12 protein-coding genes are annotated in these 11,868 nt (G+C 63.5%); 4 read left to right on the top strand and 8 right to left on the bottom strand.

What is annotated here, in order from left to right:
- Positions 1-12: 12 nt before the first annotated feature.
- The 3 genes from ACVISU_RS03520 to ACVISU_RS03510 all read right to left on the bottom strand — a co-directional run bounded on the left by ACVISU_RS03520 (position 13) and on the right by ACVISU_RS03510 (position 3,664).
- The gene (locus ACVISU_RS03520) at positions 13-2,217 is read right to left on the bottom strand and encodes an RNA degradosome polyphosphate kinase (protein WP_050401449.1); all 2,205 of its coding nucleotides are present in this window, start codon (positions 2,215-2,217) and stop codon (positions 13-15) included.
- Between the two features lie 131 nt (positions 2,218-2,348).
- Positions 2,349-3,026 carry a chromosomal replication initiator DnaA gene (locus ACVISU_RS03515; RefSeq protein WP_456706018.1) on the bottom strand — a complete coding sequence of 226 codons (678 nt, stop codon included), beginning with the start codon at positions 3,024-3,026 and terminating at the stop codon, positions 2,349-2,351.
- Between the two features lie 95 nt (positions 3,027-3,121).
- The gene (locus tag ACVISU_RS03510; protein WP_050401447.1) at positions 3,122-3,664 is read right to left on the bottom strand and encodes a CDP-alcohol phosphatidyltransferase family protein; all 543 of its coding nucleotides are present in this window, start codon (positions 3,662-3,664) and stop codon (positions 3,122-3,124) included.
- Positions 3,665-3,824: 160 nt separating this feature from the next.
- On the opposite strand from ACVISU_RS03510, the gene purM reads away from it, so the two are divergent.
- Positions 3,825-4,898: a phosphoribosylformylglycinamidine cyclo-ligase gene (gene purM, locus ACVISU_RS03505; RefSeq protein WP_456706017.1), complete on the top strand. Its 1,074-nt coding sequence runs from the start codon at positions 3,825-3,827 to the stop codon at positions 4,896-4,898.
- Positions 4,895-5,545: a phosphoribosylglycinamide formyltransferase gene (purN, locus tag ACVISU_RS03500; RefSeq protein WP_456706016.1), complete on the top strand. Its 651-nt coding sequence runs from the start codon at positions 4,895-4,897 to the stop codon at positions 5,543-5,545. The genes purM and purN overlap by 4 nt, the downstream gene beginning before the upstream one ends.
- 90 nt (positions 5,546-5,635) lie before the next feature.
- Here purN and ACVISU_RS03495 read toward each other — a convergent pair whose 3' ends face one another.
- The gene (locus ACVISU_RS03495) at positions 5,636-5,839 is read right to left on the bottom strand and encodes a cold-shock protein (protein WP_021079877.1); all 204 of its coding nucleotides are present in this window, start codon (positions 5,837-5,839) and stop codon (positions 5,636-5,638) included.
- Between the two features lie 352 nt (positions 5,840-6,191).
- Positions 6,192-7,340, bottom strand: a complete 1,149-nt coding sequence (gene rnd, locus ACVISU_RS03490; protein ID WP_456706015.1) for a ribonuclease D — start codon at positions 7,338-7,340, stop codon at positions 6,192-6,194.
- 590 nt (positions 7,341-7,930) lie between these two features.
- On the opposite strand from rnd, the gene ACVISU_RS03485 reads away from it, so the two are divergent.
- Both ACVISU_RS03485 and ACVISU_RS03480 read left to right on the top strand, forming a co-directional pair.
- The gene (locus tag ACVISU_RS03485) at positions 7,931-8,083 is read left to right on the top strand and encodes a hypothetical protein (protein WP_456706014.1); all 153 of its coding nucleotides are present in this window, start codon (positions 7,931-7,933) and stop codon (positions 8,081-8,083) included.
- A gap of 254 nt (positions 8,084-8,337) precedes the next feature.
- Entirely contained in the window at positions 8,338-9,522 is a 1,185-nt protein-coding gene (locus tag ACVISU_RS03480; RefSeq protein ID WP_456706013.1) for an OpgC domain-containing protein, read from the top strand.
- Between the two features lie 145 nt (positions 9,523-9,667).
- On the opposite strand, the gene ACVISU_RS03475 is transcribed toward ACVISU_RS03480, so the two are convergent.
- The 3 genes from ACVISU_RS03475 to ACVISU_RS03465 form a co-directional block, all read right to left on the bottom strand.
- The gene (locus ACVISU_RS03475; RefSeq protein WP_456706012.1) at positions 9,668-10,402 is read right to left on the bottom strand and encodes a hemerythrin domain-containing protein; all 735 of its coding nucleotides are present in this window, start codon (positions 10,400-10,402) and stop codon (positions 9,668-9,670) included.
- A gap of 52 nt (positions 10,403-10,454) precedes the next feature.
- Positions 10,455-10,664 (bottom strand): hypothetical protein, encoded by a 210-nt coding sequence (locus ACVISU_RS03470; RefSeq protein ID WP_456706011.1) that lies wholly within the window; start codon positions 10,662-10,664, stop codon positions 10,455-10,457.
- Positions 10,665-10,770: 106 nt separating this feature from the next.
- Complete coding sequence (locus tag ACVISU_RS03465) at positions 10,771-11,844, bottom strand: acyltransferase family protein (RefSeq protein ID WP_456710750.1); 1,074 nt, start codon at positions 11,842-11,844, stop codon at positions 10,771-10,773.
- Positions 11,845-11,868 lie beyond the last annotated feature (24 nt).

Genomic DNA, 11,868 nt, shown 5'->3' with positions numbered 1-11,868 from the left:
CGTAAAGCCCCCTTAAGACGATGGCTGCTGACGCTCGTTGCGACGCGTGAGACGGCGCGGTGAAGATTCCTTGAGAGACTTACCACGGCCGGACAGACTCGGATTTGTCATAAAATAGTCATGCAGATTGAAGGGCTCTTCGCCTTTCGCGGCCTTCATACGCGTTGACGATCCGTCCGGCAACAATTGCCAGCTCTGCTCATTGTCCTTCAGGTTCGCGACCATGATCTGCTCGAGAACCTGCTGATGCACCGTCGGATTTTGCAGCGGACAGAGCACCTCGACGCGGCGGTCGAGGTTGCGCGGCATCATGTCGGCGGACGAGATATACACAGCAGCTTTTGTGCTCGGCAGGCCCTGGCCCATGCCGAAGCAATAGATCCGGCCATGTTCCAGGAACCGGCCGATCACCGACTTGACGCGGATGTTCTCCGACAATCCCGGCAGCCCTGGCCGCAGGCAGCAGATGCCGCGCACCACGAGCTCGACCGAGACGCCGGCCTGCGACGCCTCGTACAGCGCATCGATGATGTCGGGGTCGACCAGCGCATTCATCTTCATCCAGACCGCGCCGGGCCGGCCATGCTTGACGTGGGCGATCTCGTCATGGATGTGCTCGATGATCCGCTTGCGCAGCGTCAGCGGCGATACCGCCATCTTCTCGATGTCGCTCGGTTCGGCATAGCCGGTGATGTAGTTGAACACCCGCGCGACATCGCGGCCGATGATCGGATCCGAGGTGAAGTAGGAGAGGTCGGTGTAGATGCGCGCGGTGACCGGATGGTAGTTGCCGGTGCCGGTATGCACATAGGTCGTGAGATTGCCGCCCTCGCGGCGCACCACCATCGACAGCTTGGCGTGCGTCTTCAGCTCGATGAAGCCGTACACGACCTGCACGCCGGCGCGTTCGAGGTCGCGAGCCCAGCGGATATTGGCTTCCTCGTCGAAGCGCGCCTTGAGTTCGATCAGCGCGGTCACCGACTTGCCGGCTTCGGCGGCTTCGGCCAGCGCGCGCACGATCGGCGAGTTGTTCGAGGTGCGATAGAGCGTCTGCTTGATCGCGACCACGTCGGGATCGCGCGCCGCCTGTTGCAGGAACTGGACGACGACGTCGAAGGATTCGTAGGGGTGGTGGACCACGAGATCCTTCTGGCGGATGGCGGCAAAGATGTCGCCGCCATGGTCACGGACGCGCTCGGGGTGGCGGGGCACGTAGGGCGGGAATTCGAGGTCGGGGCGATTGAGGCGGGTCAGCTGCGACAGCTCGTTCATCGCGAGCACGCCGTCGACCAGGATCACTTCATCGTCCGCCGCCGACAATGCGTGCTGCACGAAGATGCGCAGCTCTTCGGGCATCGTGGCCTCGATCTCGAGCCGGATCACCGATCCGCGGCGGCGGCGCTTGAGCGCGGTCTCGAACAAGCGGACGAGGTCCTCGGCCTCTTCCTCGATCTCGAGTTCGGAGTCCCTGATGATGCGGAACGCGCCCTGGCCCTTGACGGTGTAGCCGGGGAACAGGCGGCCGATGAACAGACCGGTGGCTTGCTCCAATGTGATCAGCCGCGCCGGCGCACCTTCCTTGGTAGAGGGGATGCGGATGAAGCGGTCGATCTTGCCGGGCATGCGGATCAACGCGTTCATCGCCTTGCCGTCGGCGATCCGCGACAATTGCAGCGCGACCGTGAAGCCGAGGTTCGGGATGAACGGGAACGGATGCGCCGGATCGATCGCCAGCGGCGTCAGCAGCGGGAAGATGTTGTGGAGGAAGTGATCCTCGATCCAGGTGCGTTCGGACTTGGTCACGTCGCGCCCGTCAACCAACTGGATGCCGACCTTGGACAGGATGTCGCGCAGTTCGCTCCAGATCGCCTGCTGGTCGGCGGCGAGTTGCGACACCGTCTTGTTGATCATCACGAGCTGCTCGGCTGGCAGCAGGCCGTCCGGGCTGCGCTCGGTAATACCCTCGCGGACTTGCGCCTTGATACCGGCGACGCGGACCATGAAGAACTCGTCGAGGTTATTCGCCGAGATCGACAGGAAGCGCACCCGCTCCAGCACGGGATGGCCGGGATTGACCGATTCCTCGAGCACCCGGCGATTGAAATGCAGCCAGGACAGCTCCCGGTTGATGAACCGCTCGGGGCTGGTTGCGATCGCGGGGACGGGCGGAAGTTCCGCCTCTTTCTCTTTGATTTCAGGTGCTTGTGCCGAGTCCATCAAGTGCTGGTCCAATTCGGGGCAGGGGCCGGAGCGGTCTAGCCGAGGGCCGCGCCGACCATGTGATATTGCGATGACGTTTCGATGACATTGATGTTCCGCCCGGCTGCGCCGTCAAGCCGCGGCATGGCTCAGGCATCGCGCAACAGCTCCGCCGCCAGCGCCCGGGTCACCGGCCGGCCGAGCCGCAGCGCCTCGGTGTCAAGCAGTTCGACTGCCTGCCGGACCGCGGCATAGGAGCGCTCGATCCGGGTGGTCAGGTAGCTGACGAGCGGTTCGTCCACGCTCATCTGGCGGTCGGCGCAGAACTTGAGGATCAGGCCGCGGAACAGCTGGTCGTCGGGCGGCAGCAGCGCCACCGTCGGCACCGCACGCAGCCTCGACCGTAGATCCCGCAGCTCGATCTCGAATGCCGACGGCGGGATGCGTGCCGTGATCAAAACGAAGGCATCGTCCTGGCGGGCGAGATTCAGCAGGTGAAACATCGCGCGCTCGTCGAAATCCGCCGGCCTCAAATCCTCGACCACCAGCGCGCCGGTGGCGAGCGCGGCCGGCACCGTGTCGGCGGTCAGCGCATGCGCCGCAGTCGCGCGCGCGCCGGCGCACTCGGCCCAGATCGCGGCGAGGTGGCTTTTGCCGGAGCCGTCGGGCCCCACCAGCAGCATAATTCGGTTCGGCCAGTCGGGCCAGCCGTCGATCAGCGCGAGCGCGGCTTCGTTGGCGGGCCCCTCGAGGAAATCGTCGCGGGTCAGCTTCTCCTCGTGCGGCAGGGCCAAGGCCAATTGACGAGGTTGAACGCTACCGGCCACGCAAATCTCCAAACCGCTTTATTTTAGCATGATCCCAGCGCAAACGCCTCGCGTTTGTCGCGGGAAAACCGCTTTCCACTTTTCCGGATCAGGTGCTACCGAGCCTCGATCGTGCTCATGTGCCGCACCCACTCCACGAGATAGAGCGACACCGAACCCAAAGTAAAGATCGTGACCAGACCCATCAGGATCAGGTCGTAGGGATGCGGCTGAAAGCCGAAGCCGAGCGAGGCCAGCACCAGGGCCGCGAACGCCACCTGTGCTACCGTGTTCAGCTTCGACACCATCAGCGGCTTCATCTCGACCGGCTTGTCGAACAACCATGACACAATCACGGCGGAGACGATCATGATGTCGCGCGACACCACGAGAATCACGATCCAGCGCGGCACCGCGCCCCAGATTCCGAGCGCGACATAGATCGACACCAAGAGCGCCTTGTCGGCGAGCGGGTCGAGCAGGGCGCCGAGCTCGCTTGCCATGTTGAAGCGCTTGGCAAGGAAACCGTCGACCGCGTCCGAGACGCCGGCGATCACGAAGATCGCAAACGCGATCTCCATCTGGCTCGACACAATGGCCCAGACGATCACCGGCACCAGGATGATGCGGGCGAGGGTGATGATGTTCGGAATGCTCAACTTGAATCGCTTCCCGGCTAGAAGCCTGATTTTACTCGTTATCCGGCTCTTTTGCGCGGCGGCCGGCTGTTATCTACATAGTATCGCGGCTAGCCGCCCGCGAGCCATTGCGCGGGGGCGGAATTCCTCGTAACCAGCCCCTGATCATCTGGAATTGGGCATGACCGAGCGCAAAAACGGGCTCACTTACGCGGATTCGGGCGTCGATATCGACGCCGGCAATCGTCTGGTCGATCTGATCAAGCCGATGGTGCGGGCCACCGCACGGCCCGGCGCGGACGCCGAGATCGGCGGATTCGGCGGGCTGTTCGACCTCAAGGCTGCGGGCTTCAAGGATCCGGTTCTGGTGGCCGCGACCGATGGCGTTGGCACCAAGCTGAAGATCGCGATCGAGACGGGCATCCACAGCGGCATCGGCATCGACCTCGTCGCGATGTCGGTCAACGACCTGGTCGTGCAGGGCGCGGAACCGCTGTTCTTCCTCGACTATTTCGCCTGTGGCAAGCTGCATCCGGAGGCCACCGCGCAGATCGTCGCCGGCATCGCCGAGGGCTGCCGCGAATCCGGCTGCGCGCTGATCGGTGGCGAGACCGCCGAGATGCCCGGCCTCTACAAGGATGGCGATTACGACCTCGGCGGCTTTGCGGTCGGCGCGGCCGAGCGCGGCACCCTGCTGCCGACGGGGGACATCGCGGCGGGCGATGCCGTGATCGGGCTGGCGTCCTCCGGCGTGCACTCCAACGGCTATTCGCTGGTGCGCAAGATCGTCGAGCAGTCCGGCGTGGCCTATGATGCGCCGGCGCCGTTCGCGCCGGTCATGACGCTCGGCGCGGCGCTGCTGACGCCGACCAGGCTCTATGTGAAGTCCTGCCTGCGCGCGATCCGCGAGACCGGTGCGGTGAAGGGCCTCGCCCACATCACCGGCGGCGGCTTCACCGACAACATCCCACGCGTGCTGCCGAAGCATCTCGGCGTCGGCATCGACCTGGCGCGGCTGCCGGTGCTGCCGGTGTTCAAGTGGCTGGCCGAGCAGGGCGGCATCGCCGAACTCGAACTGCTGCGCACCTTCAACTGCGGCATCGGTATGATCGCGATCGTCAAGGCCGATGCGATCGATGCGGTGACCGAGGCCTTCACCGCCGGCGGCGAGACCGTGACGCTGCTCGGCGAGGTGATCGAGGCGAGCGGCGAGCATCGCGTGGTCTATAACGGTCATCTCGATCTCTCCAGATGAAGCGCCGCACAGCCATCCTGATCTCCGGCCGCGGCTCCAATATGGCCGCGCTGATCGAGGCCGCGAAGGCTGCGGATTTTCCAGCCGAGATCGTCGCCGTGATCTCCAACCGCGCCGATGCTCCCGGGCTCGCGAAGGCGGCCGCGAGCGGCATTCCGACCGTCGTCATCGAGAGCAAGCCGTTCGGCAAGGACCGCGCCGGTTTCGAGGCGGTGCTGCAGAAGGCGCTCGACGACAGAAAGGTCGAGCTGATCTGCCTCGGCGGCTTCATGCGGCTGTTCACCGGCGACTTCGTGCGACACTGGTACGGGCGGATGCTCAACATCCATCCGTCGCTGCTGCCGTGTTTCCCCGGCCTCGATCCGCACGGCCAGGCCCTGCGTGCTGGGGTCAAGCTGTCCGGCGCGACGGTGCATTTCGTGATCCCGGAGACCGATGCCGGACCGATCGTGATGCAGGGCGCGGTCACGGTGGCTGACGACGACACGCCCGAGACGCTCGCCGCACGCGTGATCACCATCGAACATCGCATCTATCCGGAGGCGCTGCGGCTTCTGGCGAGCGGCCGGCTTAGGCTTGAGGGCGACGTCTGCAAGACGCAGGGCAGCGCGGCAACCGGCAGCACGCTGATCGCGCCGGCGCCCTAGCGCGTGGTTGCGCAAGAGATCCCCGAGAGCGATCCCCCGGGGTGATGCGGCCGGGGGAGGCGTCAGAATGAAGTCCGCCAGCAGCGGCGTTCAGTGAACCTTGAGGTTCTCTGCCGACGCCTTGCCGCGGTTCTCCACCAACTCGTACTCGACGGTCTGGTTCTCGTTGAGTGTGCTGAGGCCTGCGCGTTCGACCGCCGAGATGTGAACGAACACATCCTTGTCGCCGACGGCCGGCTTGATGAACCCGTAGCCTTTGGTCGGGTTAAACCATTTGACGGTACCCTTCGGCATCGTCTCTCTCCCAGTCTAGACATAAAAAAGACGCGGCCACGTTTTCCACGTGCCACGCCACAAGCGGGCTTTCCGCCGTCTGTTCAATTCCCGGGTCTTCAGATCCAAAGTCTTCAAGTCCGAAGTTTCGCCTCTCGAAGCCATTGAAGCCTTGGATTTCGACGTCGTGAAACGCACAGTCGAACGGCCGCAATCCGATTGTGAAGGGATTGCAACACGAAAATTGCCCCTTAGCAAGCGGGCTGGTTTTGCGTGATGCAACCTCAACCTGTGCCGCGCGGTTGCTGGCGCGGCGTTCCGGCTATTGGCCGACGATTGCGGGACGGAACTTCGCGTTGCAACGCGGCGTGCGCTAGCCCCGATCCACCCGCACCACGCGGCCCTTGTCGATCGCGAGCGCGAGCTGGCCGTGCTTGAGCTTGAGCGCGGCCTCGCCGAACAATTCGCGCCGCCAACCATGCAGGGCGCCGACATCGGCCTGATCGCTGGCCGCGATCTGTTCGAGATCGTCGACGGTGGCGATCACCTTGCTGGCGACGCCGTGGCGCTCCGAGGTCATGCGGAGCAGCACCTTCAGCAGCTCGACGGTCGCAGCTCCATTGGAATTGTTTCTCGGCTTTTCCAGTTTGGGCAGCGTGGCCTGGTCGCGGGCGAGCCCCCGCTGCACGGCGGCGATGATGTCGGCGCCCCATTTCGAGCGTTCGAAACCCTTCGGCAGCGAACGCAGATTGCCGAGCTTCTCCAGTGAGGTCGGCGCATGGGTGGCGATGTCGCCGACCGCATCGTCCTTGAGCACGCGCGAGCGCGGCACGTCGCGGCTCTGGGCCTCCTGCTCGCGCCAGGCGGCAACCTCGATCAGCACCGCGAGCTCGCGCGGCTTGCGGACGCGGGTCTTGAGCCGCTCCCAGGCGCGCTCAGGATGGAAGTCGTAGGTCTTCGGCGAGGTCAGGACCTCCATTTCCTCGCTGACCCAGTCGCTGCGGTCACGCTTCTTCAGATCGGCATCGAGCGCCGCGAACACTTCGCGCAGATGGGTGACGTCGGAGACGGCGTAATGCAGTTGCTCCTCGCTCAGCGGCCGGCGCGACCAGTCGGTGAAGCGGTGGGTCTTGTCGGGGCGGTGGCCGGTGACGCGATCGACCAGCTGGTCATAGGCGATGCTGTCGCCATAGCCGAGCACCATGGCCGCGACCTGGGTGTCGAAGATCGGATGCGGGATCGTGCCGGAGAGGTGCCAAACGATTTCGATGTCCTGCCGCGCGGCGTGGAAAACCTTCAGCACGGCCTCGTTCGACATCAGATCGAAGAACGGCCTGAGGTCGATGCTGGGCGCCAGCGCGTCGACCACGACGGCTTCATCCGCGCTCGCCATCTGCACGACGCAGAGCAGCGGATAGTAGGTCGTCTCCCGCAGGAACTCGGTGTCGACGGTGATGACCTTGTGTTTGGCGAGCCGGTCGCAGGCGGCGGCGAGGTCGGAGGTCGTGCTAATCAGATCCATGAACAGTCCATGACGGCTTGACCCCACGCGTTCTGCCGAAAGGGCAGCTATGTCAAGGGTCTTGCAGGGATTTTGGCCCTGCGCGAGGTGAGGGACCGGGCATTTTGGAGTTGATCCGGCGCGATTCGGGGGTGTTTTCGGCACGATCGTGCCGTGAATCCCCCTTCGTGCCGGCGACCCCGCCCTCGGTGTCAACGGCCGGCTCGACCGGGCAAGACGAAGGGTGCGCTCAGCGCTACAGGCGATAGTCCGCCGTTGCGGGGGCGCAGCACCAAAACATCGAAAACAACCCCATGCACAGTAGCCGCGACAGCGGCGGGCGTTCGACGCGGCAATTTGAGATGTCGGGCAAAATCAGTAGCTTAATTCGATTATTCGGAAATGGTGCGGGCCGTCGCTCCTGGCGATGAAACGCGGCCGTGGCCATATGCGATTGCCTCAGGGGGCAGGGGAAGCAGCAATTTGGGCAGGCATTGCACCGGGCCACCTGCTGTCTGCCTTTGTGATGCAGAGATTACGCAATCTGGAAATTTCTGGCGTCAAGCTCTGGCGTGCGCAGGCCAGGCCGTCGTCCTTCGTACAGAATGGCGATGCGGGGAGCCTATGGCCAGCTTCGCTACCGCGCTGAGCCGACGACCCAAACCTCGCCGGATGTCGGCCGCTGGTTCGCGCAGACGATTCCCGACCGCGCCGATGCGGTGTTCTGCGCCGGATGGGCGAGCAATCGCTGGTCGCGGCGGTAAGCGGCGAGGCTGCGTTGGCAATGATGCGCAAACTTGCGCCGGCACGCAACTCGGACCGAACGCGCCGGGTCGGCCCGACCCAAGCATGCCGGTGCGGCACTTGGACGGCGATGTCACGCGGGAGTATAAGGATGTCTTTGATCTTCGCCTGTCGACCCGGATTTGCTGTCGGCTAACGCATTCCAGCCTGACGCGCAGCAAGGCACCGACGGGCGCACCTATCGCGATCTCAGAAGCAGCCGAGGATCGTCCCGATGGAGCTCCACCACGCGAACCAGATCGAGGAAACGATCGAACGTGATGTTCGGCTCGACCTGTTCAGAGGGCTTGGGTTGTGGATGATCTTTCTGGATCACATCCCCAACGACGGAGCCATCGGCTGGATTACGCTGCGCAATTACGGCTTCAGCGACGCTGCGGAGTTCTTCGTTTTCATCTCGGGCTACCTCGCCGGTTTCATTTACGGCCCGATCATCGCTTCGGGCTTCGTGCTGTCCGCGGCGAAGCGGCTGTGGACGCGAGCCGCGCAGATCTACGCGGCGCATATCATGCTGTTCCTGATCTTCACGGCCCAGGTCGCGAGAACCTCCCGACGGCTCGACAATCCGATGTATGAAAACGAATTCAACGTTTTCAATTTTCTCCAGCATCCGGATATCCTGATCGGGCAGGCACTCACCCTGCGATACAAGCCCGTCGATCTCGACGTGCTGCCGCTGTTCATTGTCTTGCTGCTGCTGTCCCCAGTGGTCATCTGGGGCCTGGTGCGCCGTCCCAATCTCACCTTGCTGGCCTCGATTGTTCTCTACGTGCTGGCGCGATGGTTCGATTGGAACATCGCTTCCTACCCCCCAGGCACAACGTGGTACTTCAATCCATTCTGCTGGCAGTTGCTCTTTGTCTTCGGCCAGTGGTGCGGCGTGGGCGCATCGTCCCAGATCGCCAGCTTTATCCAGTCGCGGATCGTCGCGGCGGTGGCAATTGCCTGGCTGATCTTTGCGTTCCTTATCGTGATGACCTGGCATTTTCATGCGCTGGAGGCGTTCATACCGCGATGGATGATGAAGTTCATCTATCCGATCGACAAAACCGATCTGGACATGTTGCGCTTGACCCACTTCCTTGCGCTCGCGGTCGTCGTCCATCGCCTGATTCCGCAGGACTGGCCGCCGCTGAAATTTCGATCATTGCGTCCACTGACCTTGTGCGGCGAGCATTCGCTTCCGATCTTCTGCCTCGGGGTCTTGCTTTCGTTCTCCGCCCATTGGGTCTTGATCCAATACAGCGGTACGGTCATCGCACAGCTCGCGGTGAGCGCAGCCGGAATCGGGATCATGATCGTCGTGGCGTGGCTGCTACACCGCGCCGACGACATTCCGAACTTGTTCGTCGATGTGACGACTGCAGATCTTCGGCAAAAGATCGGGCGACCGAACTAGATCGGTGTCCTTGACGGGCCGTTCCCGCGCGGACCAACCGAGCAAGAGCGCCTAGTGAGGTGCAGGAGGCGGCGGAATCTGACGATGACCTCTCACGCCGGCTTACCGGATTGATCATACGTGCCATGATCTGCAAATGCGGCAATCAGCGCGGCGTGAACTGGTTGAGATCGTGGATGCCCATCTGCTGCTCCAGTTGGGCGACACGGGCCGCCATCTTCTCGAAGCCGTCCTCGCCGAACAGTTCGTGCTCCTTTTTCTCGAAATCCTCCGCCATCGCGTCGTACTCGTTGGATGAGACCACGTCCTTCAGCTTCGGGAACAGATCAGTGTCCTCCCGGGCCGCATGCGGCCGGTACATCGTGATGAAGGATTGCATCGAGCCCATCAGTTGCCGGCGATCGTCCGCATTGCTCCTGCCCGAAGGCGCCAGCCTCAGGATCGTTTCCGTGACTTTCCGGCCGGCGTCGTGCTGGCGCAGCAGGGTGTCCACCAGGTCCGTCATCTGCCCGGCTTTTTTGAAGCGCGGGAAGACATGCTCCTCCTCCGACCTCTCATGATAGTTGTTGATGAAATCGCGGATGATAGCGGCCGATTGCGTGATCAGGACGGGGTCGAAGTCCTCGCCGGCGGACAATTTTCGGATCGCCGCTTCGTAGAGCAGGAGAACACGATCGAGTACGCCATGCTCGCGCATCAAGTCTTCGGGCGGCGTGACGTCCGCGTCCGTCTTGCCGGCGACCGCATCTTTCAACTTCTCGCCGACGCCTTTCGGTTCGGCGCAAGTCGGCCTGGCGAGAATTGCCGGCGCCGCGATCGTGGTGGCCAGCACCCCTCCGAGCAGGAGCAGCCGGCGCTTGTTTGGCTTGACGACTTCCATGGCGACACTCCTGCTGCCAGAGCGCGGGACCGTTGGTCAGCCCTCCAGCGCGTCAGCGCCAGGCCTTCTCGTTCTTTTGCTCGTAGTCCTTGAAAGCCTTCTCGAGGCCGCCGAGAACCTCGGCGGACGTTTCAAACATCGCCTTTAACTGCGGCTCGTCGACTTTCTGGATGTCCTCGCGCAGGTGATTGCGGATGTCATGGAGCGCCTTCTGCATCTTCTGTGTGTGATGGCGCGGATCGCGATCTGTCGCACTTGCCATGTCGAGCCTCCTTGCTGCTGGTACGGCTCCGCCGGGTCGGGACAGAGTCCGACGATATGGCGATCAACGGCCAGCGGATCGCGACGTTCCAATCGATCGGACCGGATCAACCGTCCGTGAGCAAGGCGTCGCGGGGGCGCCCGAGGCGCGACGGCCATCCGTGGCGCGAGGCGAGCATCGTCAACGCGTCCCTGACGAAATAGTGGGCGGGGCCTTCGAGGAAGCGCCAGACGAACCACGCCAGCGCGACCATGCCGGCCACCACGAACGCTGTCGAGAACGCGTCCGGCGTTGGTGTCATCAGGAGCAGGATCACGTAACCGAGCTGCAGATGCAGCAGGTAGAGCGGGTAGGTGATGCCGCCGATGGCCCTGACCAGGCTGTCCGGCAGCGGCACGGTCTTGATGCGGGTGGCGGCGAACACGATGCCGAGCGAGACGATGCAGATCGCGGTGACGATGAGCGGATCGAAGCTGCCATGGGTGTGGACGCCGAGCCGCTCCAGCTTGTGCACGGCCTGGAACGTCGCGGTGCCCATCGCCAATGTCAGCAGGCTGTAGAGTCTGGTGTCGCGTCGTCCGCGGTAATGTTCATAGATCAGCAGCCCGACGGCGAAGAAGCCGCTGTCGTCGGCCATGAACAGCTTCTCGAACAGCGGAACGTCCAGCGTCAGCTCGTTGGCGAAGGTGATGGCGATCCACGCCAGGATGATGGTGTCGATCTTGCGCGGGAAGATGCCCCAGGCCAGAAACAGCGCGACCCAGCCGTAGAACACGACCTCGATCACCAGCGACCAGTAGGCGTCGTCCATGTAGGGCTGACCGAGCATCGGCGCCGCGATGAACAGGTTCGCCAGCCACTGGGTCCAGGTCACGTGAAAATACGCCTGGCCCAGCAGCAGCGTGGTGAGGAAGGTCAGCGTCATGCAGATGACGAAGGTCGGATAGATCCGGCTGAAGCGGGCGATGGCGAAGCCGACCGGCGTACGGCCTTCGGCCGAATAGGCGATGACGAAGCCAGAGATCGCGAAGAATACGGGGACGCCGAGGAAGCCGTATTGGGCGACCGGGGCGAGGTGCGGCAACGCCACCTTCTGGACGCCGTGCGATGCCGTGCCCCAGAAGCCGTAATGGTACAGGATCACGGCCCCGACCGCGGCGAGCCGCAGCAGGTCAAGCACGGGCACCCGGTTCGGATCCGGTTG

The sequence above is a fragment of the Bradyrhizobium sp. USDA 4452 genome, assembly GCF_054063575.1.
The sequence above is the reverse complement of the archived record's forward strand: the minus strand, read 5'-3'. Positions and strand labels throughout refer to the sequence as shown.